This window comes from Hyphomonas beringensis, from assembly GCF_000682755.1.
Lineage (GTDB): Bacteria > Pseudomonadota > Alphaproteobacteria > Caulobacterales > Hyphomonadaceae > Hyphomonas > Hyphomonas beringensis.
This window is the reverse complement of the sequence record NZ_AWFF01000002.1, coordinates 89,745-105,515: the sequence shown is the minus strand read 5'-3', so window position 1 is coordinate 105,515 and position 15,771 is coordinate 89,745. Positions and strand designations below refer to the sequence as shown.

The following is a 15,771-nucleotide window of genomic DNA, read 5'->3' as shown; positions in this document are numbered from 1 at the left end:
CGGTTCAGGCACTAAAGCACGCCAGCATGTCGAGGTGAAAACGACCTGTTTGGCTGGCATGGAGCGAGAGATAACGTTATCAGGTTTAAAAATGCCCCCGCATTGGAATTCGTTTCGAAAGTTATCCTCTTATGTTTGAAGTGATATCGTTAACGAGCCAAGTTTGCGCCGTTGTACTCATTGTTGCGCTCGCCTCACGGTTCCACACAGGCTTGTTGACGTTCTCGCCAAAATGGATCCAGTTTCTGCGCACTGACGACAGTGAGAAGCCGCAATCTGATCGCAGCATAGTACTCATTGTTTTGGGCATGTGCCTGTCAATGGGCACCATTTTGACGCTGAACCAGTTTGTCGGCATTCATATCTTCGCTGTGACACTGGTGCTCTTGCTGGCGTTTTCATGGCACAAGCTGACGTGGCCAAGCTGGCCCGTTTTGGCATCATTTGCTCTTGCCGCAACTATATCTGTTCTATTTGTTGCCTTTGCATTTCACTTGCATGGCATCTGGATGCGCGAGGGCGTCAATCACGATCTCATATTGTACACACGAGGCGGGGAATGGGCGCTTGAGCATGGAACACTCGCGCAAAATTCAATTGTAGAGCGCGCTTACCAGACGGGATCGGGCTATGGTCATTGCCTGTTCTGGATAGGAGATGCCTGTCCATTGAACCGCAGCGGGACACATACTTTTGTTGGACTGATGAGCCTGCTGCGAGATCGCGTTATACCGGTTTCAACGTTTCTGTTGACCCTTCCATTGGCGCTTCTGACAACTGCATCCCTCTGGATGAACGTTCCTCAGTCGCAACGCGACAGGCTCGGCGTCCGCTTTGCTGTCATATCGCTGTTTGGCATTCTCTTGTCGGTTTCGGCTCCCATTTTAGGTGCTTTGTGGAATGGCAATGTCGCAACGGCCTGCGGAGCTCTGGTCCTGGCAAATGCTGTCCTTGTTTTTGTCAGTCCCGCGGCGAGAAACTACAAGGCAGAGACCACAATCATCCTTGGCTGCCTGACAGGCCTGGCAGCGCATTTCTACTCGGAATCCATGTGGTTTGTCGGCCTCATAACGGCTGTGCATGTAGGACTTTGTTCCCTTGATGGACGCAGCCTCTCAACGGGCAAGCGCTTTCTCAAGCTGAGTGTCATGGCCGTGGGATCGTGGGTCCTCGTTGGCAACGCAGCCATTCTCATGGCGTTGGCCAGCCTGCTCACCGTGAGTAATGAAGTTGGCAGAGACCTTCCCTGGCAGAACTACTTCCTGGAAGTCGAAAACTGGCGTTGGCTGTCTATACCCTTCTCCGGACACCTCTACTCCTGGAATGACAAGTATCCATCCATTGTTGGCGCGATTGGAACGGTCCTGATTTGCCTTTTAACCTTGGCATCCCCAAACAGATTTCGGATGTGGATCTCGCTCTCGGTGGTCGCCTTGGCCGTGATCGTGATTGAACGAACTGACTATGAATACGGCGTCCACAAGATCGTGCAAATGTTTGGTCCGATCGTATTAGCCGTCGGCCTAGCTGCCATCATTCAGCAAATACCCTCAAAGCGCAAAAGCAGCACGAAAGTTGGTACAGCTTTCGCAGCGCTGTCTGTTGCGGTAGTTGGCATTCAAATCCATTCCGATTTGAATTTCGCACACCGCAGCCGCGAAGCTGCAAATGCCTTTGCCGCCAAAACCATTAGAATGGGAGACATCGATAAATTCGAACTAATCGGCCCAAATGAAACAGTTGTTCTGAATGATTTAAGTATTCCTCCAAGCGATAGATTCTCCAAAACCAACTGGATCGACTTACTCGTTGCGAGGGAAGGTGCTCATGTGTCCATGGGAAATGTAGAGAACGACCCCTATCGGGGCGCTTATGTCCAGTTCAACATGATCGACAGAATGCAAGGGGAAGACAGGGCAGACTGGGTCATTCAGGGGGCAGAAACAGCCGGACAAACGCCCATCATTGTGTATGAGAATTTGCAGCCTTACGAGGCTGGAAGCCTCAGGCTTTACAATTTGCGAAACGCACATCTACCCGCAGTATTTCAATCGACAGGCTGGTGGGAGCGAGAACCGGGACACGTTTGGACAAGCGGCGCTTTCACACTGGATGTGCTGGGGGAGACGGGATACACGGGCGCGCCAGCGGGGCAGGTTCCTGTTATCGATCTGGAGCTTGGCTTCTACAGCCCACCGCCGGACGGCAGAGTATCCGTCTTACGCAATGGCGAACTGCTGGAAACGTTACCGGCCAGCGTTTCGCAAATCCGGTTGCCAGTTATTGGCGGCTATCAAGTGTTTGAGATCCGGCCTTCGTGGGAAGTTCAATCCCCTGCGGACCTAGGCCATTCGGGTGATACACGAAAACTCTTCGCCGCTATTTCTCGCATAACCAGCCGTTTCGCCTCACCGAATCAAAGCATGCAAACGCAATGACAAAGTCCAGCTCTTCAGACGATACTTATAATGCTGCGTACTACGCCGATAACGGACAGTCCGGAGACCGCCCTGCCCTCTGGATGTATGAACGTTTCTGGAAGCGCTACTGTGACAAGCGCGGACCTGTTCTGGAGTTTGGCGGCGGCGTCGGCTGGTTTGCCAGGCGTCTGACACGGCATGCGAAAGTTTTCGAATGTGAATCGAATGCCTTTGCACGCGAGAGCCTTGCTCAAATTGCTCCTGAAGCGATCGCCGTTGAGGACCTGTCGACGATGGAGACAGACAGCGTTTCAAGCATTGTCGCGCTGCATGTGCTGGAACATATTCCAGATGACGCCCTGTCCGCAATTTTTGCTGAATTTGATCGCATTGCCCGGCCGGGAGCCCGCTTCATGTTTGTCATGCCGGATCTCGATGGCGCGGCCCATCGGGCAAAGGGCGAAGGCTGGAGTGCCTTCACCGATCCGACCCATATAAACCTGAAGGGCCATGACGCCTGGCAGGCATTCTTCAGGTCCGTAGGGCTGAAGCCCGTGCAGACCTTTGCTGATGGTTTCTATGACTTTCCCTATGCGCAGACCTTGGCAGGACGTGCGGTATTTGACTCGCTTCGCCTCGCGCGCACCGGTATCCAATTTCTGCTCGCCCGGCCGCTTCTGAAGTCAGGGGACGGTGAAAACATTGTATTTATTTTGGAGCGAGCCGAATGACCGCTTGGACATATCTTCTAATACTTTTTGGGTCGACGCTCACAGCCTTTGGGGGCATCTGGCTGAAGCGCGGCGCATCCGCAGTTGTGCTGGATCAGGGCCTATGGCCGATGGCACGGACAGCCGCCTTCAACCTGCAGCTGCTGTTCGGCCTGATATGCTATATTCTGCCGATCGGTATCTGGATTTACCTGCTGCGTGCCCATGACTTGAGCAAGATTCAGCCCCTTCTTGCCGTCGTCTATGTCATCACACCCATATTTGCGATCTTCTTTCTTCACGAATCCGTCAGCCTAATGCGCTGGGGGGGAATCTTCTTCATCATCATTGGAGTAGCGCTGGTTTCCCAGTCATAACACAATGCGCATACTGATTGTTCTGAATTATTTCTATCCCTATGTCAGCGGCGTCAGTGAGTATGCGCGCTCGCTTGCGGAGGATCTGGCTGAGGAGCATGAAGTTACAGTCCTGACCGGACAGCACGAATCCGACCTGCCGAAACAGGAAGTGGTGGATGGCTACACGATCGTTCGGGCCCCGATCCTGTTCCGGCTCGACAAAGGGTATCTGTCACCCGGGCTGTTGAAAGAATTCAGACGTCTCCAAAAGCAGGCTGATGTCGTGAACCTGCACTTGCCGATGCTGGAATCCTCACTTCTGGCGGCGCTCACCTCCAAGCCGCTGGCTCTGACCTATCAGTGCGACATGGCTTATGAAGGCTCGCTCCTGTCGAAACTCGCCGTGTGGGGTGTGCGCCGTTCGTGTGCGATGGCTCTGAAGCAAGCCGACCAGGTGGCAACGCTCAGCCTGGATTATGCCGAATCGTCGCCTTTCCTGCGGCCTCACACCGCCAAAACTGTCGAAGTCTGGCCCCCGAACCGCTTTGGCAAACGCGCGCTGAAATCCGTAGACAGCTTGCCGGATGAACCGGGAAGCGTTGCACCGGGCGAGATACGGATCGGTTTTGTCGGACGCTTCGTAAAGGAAAAGGGCATTGATGTCCTGCTTGATTCCATCACGCACCTGTCTGACCTGCCGGTGAAACTCATGCTGGTCGGGGATTTTGCAGGGGTTGCCGGCGGCTCGATCTATGACGAGGTGAAGTCAAAGATCGACGGGCTGGGCAATCGGGTCGAGCTTTTGGGCAAGCTCGACGACGATGCGCTTGAGGCATTTTACGGCAATATCGATATTCTTGCCCTGCCCAGTGTGAACCGGTTTGAGGCCTTCGGCATGGTACAGGTCGAGGCCATGGGCTTTGGCGCCATTCCGGTCGCTTCCGATATGCCTGGTGTGAGGGCGACGGTCCGCACCACAGGGATTGGGTTCCTCGCCAAGCCGGGTGATGCCCAGGCACTCGCCGACGCCTTCCGCAGCGCCATTGAGCAGCGAAACACCCTGTCCCGTAAAACGGTAGCCGAGCGCACTCTGGACATGCAGGCGCGCAGTTTTGGAGAAGCCTATGAGGCGGTCTTCAAAGCGGCCCAGGCTGCCAACTAACGAACGATCACACGATCACAAGCATCAGCAGGATCGCGCCCAGCACAACGCTGAGCCAATCCTTGACGGCGAAATAGATCGGATCGTCGTGCATATCCCCGCGCACTGCCAAATACCACATGCGAAGTAGCCAGAAGGCAAGCACAACGCCGGCCAGCATGGCGAGCCAGGGTGAGGAAAAGAGCGTGAGGTTGGACAGCAGTGAATAGATGAAAAACACATTCAACGACAGCGCAGCCGTTGCCAGTCCGCCGCTGATCACAAAGTCCCGGTCATTGACCGAGTAGCCCCTGCCGGCAAGTGTTTCACCCCATTGTGCTACGGGCACCGTATCCCGCTTCCTGTTCAGTTCGACCACCCGCTTTGCCAGCGCCAGGGACAGGAAGAAAAAGAACATGAATGACAATAGCCAGGGGCTTGGCGCCACCGCGATGATCGCGCCACCCGCAATCACGCGTAACGAGAAAAGCGAAGCCAGGCAGAAGACGTCGACGATTGCGAAGCGCTTCAATATGAACGAATAGCACAATGTGAGCGCGCAATAACCGGCAATGACGAGACAGAAAAGCGGCGCAATAAAATACGCCGCAACGTGCGCAATCACGATCAGGCTGAGTGCCAGTGCAAGCGCTACAGGCACAGCAAGCGCGCCTGAGGCAAGGGCCCTGTCTCGCTTCGTGGCGTGGCGCCTGTCCGCTTCAATATCGAGCAGGTCATTGATGACATAGGTTCCGCTCGCCACCATACCCAGCAGCACGAAACCGATGCCCGTTTCCAGCAGCGGCCCCAAACCATAGGCGGGATAGGTGATCGCAAAAATAGTGAAGATGAGAAGGTTCTTGGCCCATTGGTGCAGCCGCAGCGCCTTGATCATCGGCTTCAGCATTCTCTCTGGCGGCGTCAGACGTTCAAGCGTCATGCCTTTGCTGATAACACGGCGTTCGAGGCCGCCTGATACACCTGCGCCATAGCGCACGCCTGCAGCCTTCCAGACAGCGATATCCGCTGATGAATTGCCGATATAGTCAAATCCATTAGGAAAGGATCTCACCAGCCTCTCCGCCTTGCGCGAGGATGTCAGATTTACGCCGACTGAAGATCCAAAGTGTGGCCCTTCCAGCTCCAAATGTTTCGCCACGCTGTCGACAAAACGGGCATCAGAGCCGGAGGCCAGAATGATGGGGCGCCCTGCTTGCGCTGCCTGCTCAATGAAACTGCGAACTTCAGGGCGATAAGGCAGGAAATCAGGGCTGACATATTCGCCGCCATATTCGTACAGCCGCGATTTGAGATAAGCCTTGCCGCGGAGAACCCAGAAGATCAGCGCCAGGATCGTCCATGGCTTGTGCTTAACGCACTGAAGCAGGCACTCATAGAAGAAATCAGACCGTATGAGCGTGCCGTCTATATCGACCACGAGAGGACGGAGCTTTTCCTCGACGGGTGAGCTGACGTCATGGGAAGACTGCATGGAATGCTCATCAGCGGTTTTTGTCATGCCAGCGCTCCGGTCATATTCTCAATCGGTAATTGCCAACAACACTGAAGCATACCCGTCAACCAGAAGAGGCTTAACACGTGGCCGTCAGTCACAATAGCCATCATATGCCAGTGGCGATGCCCACCTCAGGCCGCGTCACGCGCGCGCAGTAGAAGAAACCTGTAAGCACTGGCTCCCCCGGTCGTATTCGTGAAAACATAGCGGTTTGGCGAGCTTGCAAAGCTGAGCGTCCCGGGCAGGCTGGTCACTGAAGCCACCGTCTCGGTCATTCCGCCGCCGCATATATACTGGGCGAGCCCGCCGGTCGTCATGTTGACCACGAAGATCAGCCCACTGAAGTCGAGTATGTCGATAGATTCGCCCGGTCCCAGAATGGTATCACTGTCTGCATTGGTCAGGTGCGGCTGACCGGCTGGGCTGGCTGAGCGTATGGTTCCATTTACGTCAAGCCGCACGGATGGCGCCGTGGTCCCTACTCCGACAAACCCTGAAGCAGACGAGACGCATATTCCGCTGGTCCAGTCGCTGCCATCAGGACTGACCTTGATCTGGAAATCATCACTACCTGCCAGACCAAGCTCGGCGCGTCCGGAGTACCCCGTCTGGAACAGCTGGGAAGCTGTCTGGCTGGCCGCTTCCTTGTTCAACTTCAGCTGCACATTCCCGGCCTCGGGCGTTCCGCTGTCATAGGAGAACAGCACGCCGTCGCTGTGGACCGTAAGCCGGTTTGAGGAATCCGGGGCGCCATTGATACCCAGTCGACGCAGTGGGCCCCACTGCCCTGCTTCGAAGACGATAATTTCCTCAGCATCGACAACATAGGCCAGCCAGCCCGGTGTGGGGGTGTGACCAATCCAGACGCCGTCATTGAAACTGACGACGGAACCAGCAGCGAACTCATCCCAGGACATGCCACTCGCGCCAAAGGGAAGGATATAGCGGTCCCCCTCCCCAGGCGATGTTGGCTGCGTGCCGACCGAGGCCGACAAAACGGCCAGCTGGATCAGAGAATCGAGCCGCCGGGTATTTTCGTTGACGGTCACATGTCGCTGGGCTTGATTTGGCAGGAGATAATCAAGCTGAAGATTTGGCGTGTAGTCCATGGTTCGGGCTTCCTTGTCGGTTCAAGGTCAGCCTAATCCTCATGACATTCACGTCGGATTCCCGCACTTCCCCTGGCCACAGCAAAGCCCTGCACCACCAGCTATTACTGGGGCACAGTATGGTCCCCAGCATGACCCGGCGCGTTGAAGATGGAGGATAAGGGCGGCTATTTTCGACAGACGGCGCGTCAATACCTAGGAAACAAACTGCTCTCGCCAGAATGTCAGGGTGTCGCGCAGGGTTTCCTCAAAATCATGCGCAGGCGTCCAACCGATTTCCTTGCGGATACGCACATTACTCCCCGCAGCATATGGCACATCGCTCGGGCGCAGCCTGTTCGGGTCCGTCTCCACATCTATCTGCTGATTGCTCATGCCAATCAGCGCATCCAGAATGGACTGGATAGAGCGAGCCTCTCCGGAGGCCAGATTGAAGACCGATCCATCTATATCGGCTGCAGGATCAGCCGCACGCGCATAGGCGGCGGCCACGTCTCTCACGTCCAGAAAGTCACGTTTGGCTTCCAGATTGCCGACATTCACGACAGGTGGCTGAAGCCCCGCCTCGATACGGGCAATCTGTTCGGCAAAAGCTGGCACGACATAAGCAGGCGCCTGCCCCGGCCCGGTATGATTGAACGCCCGAAAGCGAACAGCCCGCAGGCCGTCTTGCGCCATCTGCCCCAGCAGCATATCCGCCGCCGCCTTGGTTGCACCATACGTCGTCGCGGGCCGCAGGGGGACAAACTCATCAATGGGGCCGGACGAATCGTTGAACGAAGCGCCATAGGCCTCGGCACTGCCGGAAAAGATCAGCCGCGTCTTGGGCGATACATCCAGGATCGTCTCTGCGAGATGCCTGACGCTGTCAAAATTAACTGCCCATGCGCCATCATGATCAGCGCGCGCTTTTGCAGGCTCAGCGATCGCAGCCAGATGGATGATCGCACAGGGCTGCAATTCGGAAATGATGTCGCGCATGCCCGCGCGATCAAGGATGTCACCTTTCACAGAATTGACGCCGTGCGCGGCCGCCTGCTCATTATGCCGGCTTAGCCCAAAGATCTGGTCAGGATGGCAACCATCCTGCAGCAGGGCATTGATGCAGACTTTGCCAACAAAGCCTGCAGCGCCGGTCACCAGAATTTTGTCCTGACTGCTAAATGCCATGCCTTGCCCGCCTACAACTTACTGGTTCAAGCGCAAAGATCGCTTTAGCCAAGACGTTTCAAGTCGGCCTCGACCATTTCTACGATCATCTGATCGAGCGTGATTTCCGGCTCCCACCCCAGCGCAGCTTTCGCTTTAGCGGGGTTACCGAGCAGCACGTCCACTTCTGCAGGACGGAAAAGGTCCGGATCGATCACGAGATGGTCTTCAAGGTTGAGGCCAACATGTTCGAAGGCAATACGGCACATGTCCCGAACGGTTGTGGTCACGCCTGTAGCGATCACGTAATCGTCGGCAACATCCTGCTGCAGCATCAGCCACATGGCGCGGACATAGTCCTTGGAGTGTCCCCAGTCGCGCTTTGCATCGATATTGCCGAGACGCAATTCATTCTCCAGGCCGAGCTTGATACGCGCCACACCGTCGGTCACCTTGCGTGTGACGAACTCGATCCCGCGCAGCGGTGATTCGTGGTTGAAGAGGATTCCGCTCGAAGCATGCAGGTTGAAGCTTTCACGATAGTTGATCGTGATCCAATGCCCATACAGCTTTGCGACAGCATAAGGCGAGCGCGGATAGAAAGGGGTCGTCTCAGACTGCATGTCTTCCTGGATCAGTCCGTACATCTCGGAGGACGAGGCCTGATAGAAACGCGCTTCAGGTGCCTCGATCCGCATGGCTTCCAGGATATTCGTCACACCGATAGCGGTGACCTGTCCCGTCAGCAGGGGCTGCTGCCATGAAGATTTCACGAATGACTGCGCGGCAAGGTTGTATATCTCGTCTGGGCGAATGTCCTTGATCGTGCGGATCAGGCCGGACAGATCGGTCAGATCACCATCAATCAGTTCCACGTCCTTCTCGACGCCGAGCCATTTCAGGCGAAGGTCATTTATTTCCGCTGTGCTGGAGCGCCGCACCAGGCCCGTGACGCGATATCCCTTCTCAAGCAAGAGCTGCGCAAGATAGGCACCATCCTGGCCTGTAATACCGGTAATAAAGGCCGTTTTCCGATCTGCCATTCTGACGAGCTCCTGTAGCAGTTGTATTTTGTGGTGCCCTTGTCCTGACAACCTTCGTCCTTGTCAATGGTCCGGAAAGGGCAGCAGGCAGTGAGCGACGGGACACTGAATTCCCCGATAGTCAATTGCTTGACGAGAACAGACCATTCGCCCAATAAGGTCCTACCTTCAAACGTATGTTTCCTGTAAGGCGAGTTCGCCTGTAGCGTAAAAATAGAAAGCGAATCATGGTGTTCCGCAGCGCCCGAAAAATAGCCGGACGCTTTCCTCCCGCTGCTGCTGCAGCACGTGACATCAGGATAGCCATGTTGCCGAGAGGCAATGCCAAGCGAGCAGGTTTCAACCCATCCGAGCCCCTCGTCGTCGCGGGTATGTTTCGAACGGCTAATGGATTGGGACAGGCGGCACGCCTCGGCATCCGGGCGCTCAAACAACAGGGATATAACCCTGTCGCCGTCGACCTCAGCGGAACCCTCAACCAGATCGACGGCCACAGCGAAGACACGCTGCAACAGATGCCTGACGCAAGCAGCGGAACCCTTGTCCTGCATACCAATGCGCCTGAAACGCGGACCGCGCTTCGTGCCCTCGGTCTACGCCGCTGGCATAATTGGCGGATCATCGGATACTGGGCCTGGGAGTTGAGCGAACCCCCAAAGGAGTGGTTGTCGATTGCCGAACATCTTGATGAAATCTGGACGCCCAGCCGATTTGTAACGGAGGCCTTTCGTCCGTTCATCGACATACCGATCCGCACCGTTGCCCTGCCGGTTCGTGCGCCTGAGTTCACCCCTGATGATACACCCGCCCGATTTGACACAGGGCCATTGCGGTGCCTAATCATGGCTGATGGGCGGTCCTCTTTTCATCGCAAGAACGTGCTGTCAGCTGTGCGAATTTACAGGAACGCTTTCTCGCAAAAAGATGACACGTCCCTGACGGTCAAGTTGCGCAATGTAACGGAATATCCCGAATTTTCCCGAGATCTGACAGAGGCGGTGCGCGGCGACGATTCGATCACGATCATCGACGAATCACTTTCCGATGAAAGCAGATGGAATCTGATCGCTTCACATCATGTGATGTTGTCGGCGCACCGTTCCGAGGGCTTTGGCCTCCACCTCGCCGAAGCCATGTCGGTCGGCCGTGTTGCCATGGCTACGGGATGGTCTGGGAATATGGAATTCATGAACGCCGAGAATTCAGTCCCTCTCCCGTACAAGTTGGAGGCGGTCAAAGACCCCTACGGAGTCTACAAGGCCCCAAAGGGGTCCATCTGGGCAAGGGTTGATGAGGACGCGAGCATTGAAGCGATTAGACAGCTGAACAAGGATCGGGAGTCCGCAGGCCGTATTGGTCAGGCTGCCGCTGATTATATATCAGCCAATCTCGATGGCGCGGGGTATGTGAGCGCTCTTGATTCATAGTGTGTGGCCGGACAGTTGCCTCAAACCCAGGACTGAGCTCACCTCACTTTCAGAATTGGGCACATGGCAAGGGCACGGGCGACAGGGCGACGCGCGGGACAAGGCTAGCCTTCCTTCGATAGCTCTGAAATAAGGACCGCTCTCGTGATTTCATCGCGGGACTTCACTAACGACATCTGCAGGAGTGGCGCAGATCATGACTATTTATCCCGTCATCATGTGCGGCGGATCCGGCACACGACTCTGGCCGGTTTCAACATCGCGTACGCCGAAGCAATTTGTTGATCTCCTCTCCGGCGAATCGCTTTTCCGCCAAACCGTGAGACGGGTGGCTAAGGCGGATGACGGTCTCAGCCTTGCAGAGCCGGTCATCATCAGTAATGCGAACTATGTTGACCTTGTGCAGAGCCAGCTTGCAGACGCGGGCATATCGCCGCTTGCAATCCTGCTGGAGCCGTGCGCCCGCAATACAGCCGCCGTCGCTGCCATCGCTACGGAATATATCAGCAGGATAGACCCTGACGGCCTGATCCTTCTCCTCCCGGCCGACCACTTCATCGGCATGCCGTCAGCGTTTCGCAAGTCGGTCGCCGATGCGGTCGAAATTGCTCAGAACGGACGTATTGTAACGTTTGGCATCTCGCCCAGCGGCCCCGAAACCGGCTTTGGCTACATCAAGGCCGGCGAAGCCATTGGTACGTCAGCCTATGCCGTAGATGCGTTCCGCGAAAAGCCGGATCAGGCGACAGCCATGACCTATCTGGCGGATGGGAATTATTCCTGGAACGCAGGCATCTTTCTATTCCCCGCAAGCCTGATGCAGACAGAGCTGAAGGCCCATGCACCTGACGTGCTGGCAGGCGCAGCTGAAGCGCTCGATGCAACTCTGGCGACCGATTCCGTTCTACATATTGATGAACCGCTCTTCTCGAAGATACGCGACATTTCGATCGATTATGCCGTCATGGAGCATACGCAAAAGGCTGCTGTTGTCGGTCCGATATCTTGCGCCTGGAGCGATGTGGGCACTTGGCCGGCCTTTGGAGAATTGCATCTCGAACCCAAGGAATCCGGTCCGGTATTGATCGATGCAAAGAACTGCATCGTACATACGGATGATGACACACTCGTCGCAGCTTTGGGCGTCGAGGATCTGGTGATCGCAGCCCATGATGGCGCGGTTCTCGTAATGCCGAAATCCAGAGCGCAGGATGTGAAGCTTGTCATCGAAGCCCTGAAAAAACGCGGCCGCACAGATCTCCTCTGACAAGATGAGAGAAAACTTCGCGCGGTCCTGAAAACTATGGAATTGGGATCGCGTCTCATCGCTGGAGACTTTGATTCATCTCAGCAGGACGTGTTCAGCCAGCTGGATGTTACCGCCCCTATGGGGTGAATTTATCCAGCAAGGCCAGCAGGTAAGCTTTGTAATCATTATTATAGCCCATCGCCAAAGCTTCCAGCTTAGCCGAGTCGATAAACCCTTTGCGCCAGGCAATTTCTTCCAGACAGGCTATCTTCAGGCCCTGGCGCTTTTCGAGCGCCTGCACAAAATGAGAAGCCTCAAGCAGGCTGTCGAATGTGCCCGCATCAAGCCAGGTCGAGCCGCGCGGTAGTTTGGTCACGGATAGATCACCGCGGTCGAGATAGACTTGGTTCACACATGTAATCTCAACCTCGCCACGCGGCGACGGCTTGACCGCTTTGGCAATCTCAACAACGTCAGCATCATAAAAATACAGGCCTGTTATCGCATTGTTGCTGCGCGGCTCGGTCGGCTTTTCCTCGATTGAGATCGGCTCGCCTTCCGGCGACAATTCGACAATGCCGAACCTGCAGGGATCCTGAACCTGGTACGCAAATACGCGAGCGCCTTTTTGTAACGCTGAGGCTTCCTGTAATTGACCCGACAGCCCTGCCCCATAGTAAATATTGTCGCCAAGCGCGAGCGCCGAGGTGCCTCCATTGATGAACTGCTCCCCCAGGATAAACGCTTCAGCAAGCCCTCGGGGCTGGTCCTGTATCTGGTACTGGAACTCGACGCCCCATTGCGAACCATCGCCCAGCAGCGCCTTGTAGGCCTCTGCATGCTCAGCTGTCGTGATGATCAGCATTTCCCGTATGCCAGCCAGCATCAGCGTTGAAATCGGGTAATAGATCAGCGGCTTGTCATAAATCGGAAGGAGCTGTTTCGAGACACCTCGAGTGACGGGATACAATCGAGAGCCAAGGCCTCCTGCGAGCACAATACCTTTCATGCGCCTGCAATCTCCTTAATCAGTGCCGGGACAGTCTTGGCCAGGCCATCTTGCCAATCCGGCATTTGGATTCCGAACACGTCCGTCGTTCTTTCCATGTCGAGTCGTGCATTCAACGGGCGTCTCGCGGGCGTTGGATATTCTGCTGTCGACACGCCTTCGACCTCGGCTTTGGGGCCATCATGGCGCGCGCTTTCGGCAAAGATATGCCGCGCGAGGCTGGCCCGATCGGTTTCGCCCGCGCCGGCCAGATGATACGTGCCCCACGCTGAGAAATCAGGCTCGGCAGCCTGTCTGGCCATCTCCAGCAACGCTTCCGCCAATGCCGGGGCATATGTTGGACATCCGACCTGATCTGACACAACAGACAAACGCTCACGCGTCTGGGCTAGTCGCAGCATGGTGCGCACAAAGTTGTGCCCGAACTGCGAGAATATCCACGATACGCGGACAATAAGATGCTGAGCGCAGGCATCGGCGACAGCCCGTTCTCCATCCAGCTTTGTCTCGCCATATATGCAGATCGGGCCGGTATTGTCGTCCGGGCGGTAGGCACGGGGCATAGAGCCATCAAACACGCAGTCGGTCGACAGGTGAACCAGGGGGACACCTGCGGCCTCACAGGCCGAGGCGAGCGCAGCCGGTCCATCCACATTCAGGAGGCGGGCTTCGTCAGGCTCCATCTCGGCCTGGTCCACAAGCGTGAACCCACCCGCATTGATGACCGCAACAGGCTGGTGAAGCTCAAGTGCGCGCACAAGGGTTTCAGGCTGCTTCAAGTCTGCATCGGGACGCCCCAGGCAAACCACCTGCGCACCACCGACATGCGCCAGCGCCTGCGCGACCTGCCCCGTCCGGCCAATTACGAGAATGACACTACTCGCCATGCTTCAGGCTCTGACCTTGCCGAGCCGGTCGCCCGCATAGACTGCGTCGCGCAGCGGCCGCCACCAGGCCTCATTGGCAAGATACCAGTCGATTGTATCGGCAAGTCCCTTTGCGAAATCGCGCCTCGGCGTCCAGCCCAGATCCTGGCGAATCTTGCTCGCATCAATCGCATATCGCTGGTCATGGCCCGGCCGGTCTTCAACAAATTCGATCAGGCGGGAATGAGGTGCATCGCCAGGACGCCGCGCATCCAGCAGCTCACAGACCAATGTAACGATTTCCATATTGGTCTTCTCACTATCGCCGCCGACAGCATAGCATTCCCCAGCGAGACCCGCCTCGGCAATGCGAACCAGCGCATTGGCATGGTCTTCAACATGCAACCAGTCTCGCACGTTCGAACCATCACCATAAACCGGCAAAGTCTGGCCTTCGAGCGCGTTGAGGACCATCAGCGGAATCAGTTTTTCCGGAAACTGGCGCGGTCCGTAATTGTTTGAGCAATTGGAGACGAGCACAGGCAATCCATAGGTACGGTGCCAGGCCCGCGCGAGATGATCGGCACCGGCCTTGGTCGCCGAATATGGCGACGAGGGATCATAGGCGGTTGTTTCGTCAAAGCGCCCCTCAGGCCCCAGAGACCCAAACACTTCATCGGTGGAAACATGCACAAAACGAAAGCCTGGCTTGTCCCCCCGTTCATATAACGCCCGCGCAGCCTGAAGCATGGCAAACGTACCTATGAGGTTTGTTTGCACAAAGGCTTCCGCCCCATCGATTGATCGGTCCACATGGGTTTCGGCAGCGAGATGGAAGATCACATCGGGCGCTTCATGGAGAACAAGTTCAAGCATGCGGGACAAGTCGCATATATCCGCCTTCACCAAACAGAAACGGCTGTCACCCGCGAATGCCTCAAGCGAGGCCGGATTGGCCGCATAAGTCATCTTGTCGACAACTGTGACATGCGCGTCGGGCGCTTGCATCAGACGGTGGCATAGCGCCGAGCCGATGAATCCAGCGCCGCCTGTGACGAGATACTTCATCTCGCCGCTCCTGCCGTAGCCAGCGGAAATACGTCACCAAGCTCCGAGAGACGCGGATGCCTGCGGTCACGATCAGAGAGAACCATGTCCCGGGACGGGAACGGCCATTCGATCCCCAGGGCCGGGTCATCAAAGGCCAGACCGCGGTCATACTCCGGCGCGTAATATGCTGTCACCTTGTAGGAAATCTCACAATCGGGCTCTAGCGTGCAGAAACCATGCGCGAAGCCAGCCGGGACATAAAGCTGCTCGCCATTCTCAGCCGTAAGTTCAACACTTGTATGACGACCGAAAGTCGGAGACCCCTGCCTGATATCCACGACAACGTCGAGTATGCGGCCATGCGTACAACGTACCAGCTTCGCCTGAGCGTGGGGCGGCAACTGGAAATGCAGGCCGCGCAGCGTGCCCATGGTTTCAGAGCGGGATTCATTGTCCTGGACGAAATCATCCGGAATGCCAGCCTTGGCATAGAGGCGCGCATTGTAGGTTTCTGAAAACCAGCCCCGCGCATCCCCGATCCGGGCGGGCTTGATCAGGATCACGTCCTTCAGGACAATATCAGATCTGAACTCAGGCTTCATAAGGTTGCTCTTCAGCAATTGCAGCAGGCGTCTTCCTTCAGCCGACCGCTATAACATGAACCGCAGCACCCGCAACGCGCGAACCTCACTCCACCATGACGGACATGGCCATATTGTGTGC

Annotated in this window: 14 protein-coding genes; 6 read left to right on the top strand and 8 right to left on the bottom strand. The window is 56.2% G+C overall.

The window, feature by feature from the left end; translation table 11 throughout:
* Positions 1-131 precede the first annotated feature (131 nt).
* Genes HY29_RS01885 through HY29_RS01870 form a run of 4 tightly spaced genes read left to right on the top strand, consistent with a single transcriptional unit; the run spans position 132 to position 4,651 of the window.
* The gene (locus tag HY29_RS01885; RefSeq protein WP_034791019.1) at positions 132-2,438 is read left to right on the top strand and encodes a hypothetical protein; all 2,307 of its coding nucleotides are present in this window, start codon (positions 132-134) and stop codon (positions 2,436-2,438) included.
* Complete coding sequence (locus tag HY29_RS01880; RefSeq protein ID WP_081811179.1) at positions 2,435-3,151, top strand: class I SAM-dependent methyltransferase; 717 nt, start codon at positions 2,435-2,437, stop codon at positions 3,149-3,151. The genes HY29_RS01885 and HY29_RS01880 overlap by 4 nt, the downstream gene beginning before the upstream one ends.
* Entirely contained in the window at positions 3,148-3,507 is a 360-nt protein-coding gene (locus HY29_RS18205; protein WP_051601040.1) for an EamA family transporter, read from the top strand. Before HY29_RS01880 ends, HY29_RS18205 begins: the two co-directional genes overlap by 4 nt.
* A 4-nt stretch (positions 3,508-3,511) precedes the next feature.
* Positions 3,512-4,651, top strand: a complete 1,140-nt coding sequence (locus tag HY29_RS01870; protein ID WP_051601039.1) for a glycosyltransferase family 4 protein — start codon at positions 3,512-3,514, stop codon at positions 4,649-4,651.
* A 7-nt stretch (positions 4,652-4,658) separates the two neighbouring features.
* Here HY29_RS01870 and HY29_RS01865 read toward each other — a convergent pair whose 3' ends face one another.
* The 4 genes from HY29_RS01865 to gmd all read right to left on the bottom strand — a co-directional run bounded on the left by HY29_RS01865 (position 4,659) and on the right by gmd (position 9,447).
* A complete protein-coding gene (locus HY29_RS01865; RefSeq protein ID WP_051601038.1) occupies positions 4,659-6,149 on the bottom strand; it encodes a UbiA family prenyltransferase in 1,491 nt (496 codons plus the stop codon).
* A 128-nt stretch (positions 6,150-6,277) separates the two neighbouring features.
* A complete protein-coding gene (locus HY29_RS01860; RefSeq protein ID WP_051601037.1) occupies positions 6,278-7,255 on the bottom strand; it encodes a DUF2793 domain-containing protein in 978 nt (325 codons plus the stop codon).
* A 195-nt stretch (positions 7,256-7,450) separates the two neighbouring features.
* Positions 7,451-8,425: a GDP-mannose 4,6-dehydratase gene (locus HY29_RS01855; RefSeq protein ID WP_034791014.1), complete on the bottom strand. Its 975-nt coding sequence runs from the start codon at positions 8,423-8,425 to the stop codon at positions 7,451-7,453.
* Between the two features lie 44 nt (positions 8,426-8,469).
* Entirely contained in the window at positions 8,470-9,447 is a 978-nt protein-coding gene (gene gmd, locus HY29_RS01850) for a GDP-mannose 4,6-dehydratase (RefSeq protein WP_034791012.1), read from the bottom strand.
* Between the two features lie 227 nt (positions 9,448-9,674).
* Here gmd and HY29_RS01845 point away from each other — a divergent pair, with 227 nt between their 5' ends.
* Complete coding sequence (locus tag HY29_RS01845; RefSeq protein ID WP_155838173.1) at positions 9,675-10,874, top strand: glycosyltransferase family protein; 1,200 nt, start codon at positions 9,675-9,677, stop codon at positions 10,872-10,874.
* Between the two features lie 196 nt (positions 10,875-11,070).
* Positions 11,071-12,141, top strand: a complete 1,071-nt coding sequence (locus HY29_RS01840; protein ID WP_034790982.1) for a mannose-1-phosphate guanylyltransferase — start codon at positions 11,071-11,073, stop codon at positions 12,139-12,141.
* 118 nt (positions 12,142-12,259) lie between these two features.
* Here HY29_RS01840 and rfbA read toward each other — a convergent pair whose 3' ends face one another.
* From rfbA to rfbC, 4 genes are read right to left on the bottom strand one after another with little or no spacing between them, the layout of a single operon-like run.
* Positions 12,260-13,132 (bottom strand): glucose-1-phosphate thymidylyltransferase RfbA, encoded by an 873-nt coding sequence (gene rfbA / locus HY29_RS01835; protein ID WP_034790981.1) that lies wholly within the window; start codon positions 13,130-13,132, stop codon positions 12,260-12,262.
* Positions 13,129-14,019 (bottom strand): dTDP-4-dehydrorhamnose reductase, encoded by an 891-nt coding sequence (rfbD, locus tag HY29_RS01830; protein ID WP_034790979.1) that lies wholly within the window; start codon positions 14,017-14,019, stop codon positions 13,129-13,131. The genes rfbA and rfbD overlap by 4 nt, the downstream gene beginning before the upstream one ends.
* A gap of 3 nt (positions 14,020-14,022) precedes the next feature.
* Positions 14,023-15,066, bottom strand: a complete 1,044-nt coding sequence (gene rfbB, locus HY29_RS01825) for a dTDP-glucose 4,6-dehydratase (protein WP_034790977.1) — start codon at positions 15,064-15,066, stop codon at positions 14,023-14,025.
* Complete coding sequence (gene rfbC / locus HY29_RS01820) at positions 15,063-15,650, bottom strand: dTDP-4-dehydrorhamnose 3,5-epimerase (RefSeq protein WP_034790975.1); 588 nt, start codon at positions 15,648-15,650, stop codon at positions 15,063-15,065. The genes rfbB and rfbC overlap by 4 nt, the downstream gene beginning before the upstream one ends.
* Between the last annotated feature and the right edge of the window lie 121 nt (positions 15,651-15,771).

Bases quoted from the DNA above. Each gene is read 5' to 3' on its own strand.
- HY29_RS01885 (WP_034791019.1), top strand. From the start codon at position 132: ATGTTTGAAGTGATATCGTTAACGAGCCAAGTTTGCGCCGTTGTACTC.
- HY29_RS01880 (WP_081811179.1), top strand. From the start codon at position 2,435: ATGACAAAGTCCAGCTCTTCAGACGATACTTATAATGCTGCGTACTAC.
- HY29_RS18205 (WP_051601040.1), top strand. From the start codon at position 3,148: ATGACCGCTTGGACATATCTTCTAATACTTTTTGGGTCGACGCTCACA.
- HY29_RS01870 (WP_051601039.1), top strand. From the start codon at position 3,512: ATGCGCATACTGATTGTTCTGAATTATTTCTATCCCTATGTCAGCGGC.
- HY29_RS01865 (WP_051601038.1), bottom strand. From the start codon at position 6,149: ATGACAAAAACCGCTGATGAGCATTCCATGCAGTCTTCCCATGACGTC.
- HY29_RS01860 (WP_051601037.1), bottom strand. From the start codon at position 7,255: ATGGACTACACGCCAAATCTTCAGCTTGATTATCTCCTGCCAAATCAA.
- HY29_RS01855 (WP_034791014.1), bottom strand. From the start codon at position 8,425: ATGGCATTTAGCAGTCAGGACAAAATTCTGGTGACCGGCGCTGCAGGC.
- gmd (WP_034791012.1), bottom strand. From the start codon at position 9,447: ATGGCAGATCGGAAAACGGCCTTTATTACCGGTATTACAGGCCAGGAT.
- HY29_RS01845 (WP_155838173.1), top strand. From the start codon at position 9,675: ATGGTGTTCCGCAGCGCCCGAAAAATAGCCGGACGCTTTCCTCCCGCT.
- HY29_RS01840 (WP_034790982.1), top strand. From the start codon at position 11,071: ATGACTATTTATCCCGTCATCATGTGCGGCGGATCCGGCACACGACTC.
- rfbA (WP_034790981.1), bottom strand. From the start codon at position 13,132: ATGAAAGGTATTGTGCTCGCAGGAGGCCTTGGCTCTCGATTGTATCCC.
- rfbD (WP_034790979.1), bottom strand. From the start codon at position 14,019: ATGGCGAGTAGTGTCATTCTCGTAATTGGCCGGACGGGGCAGGTCGCG.
- rfbB (WP_034790977.1), bottom strand. From the start codon at position 15,066: ATGAAGTATCTCGTCACAGGCGGCGCTGGATTCATCGGCTCGGCGCTA.
- rfbC (WP_034790975.1), bottom strand. From the start codon at position 15,650: ATGAAGCCTGAGTTCAGATCTGATATTGTCCTGAAGGACGTGATCCTG.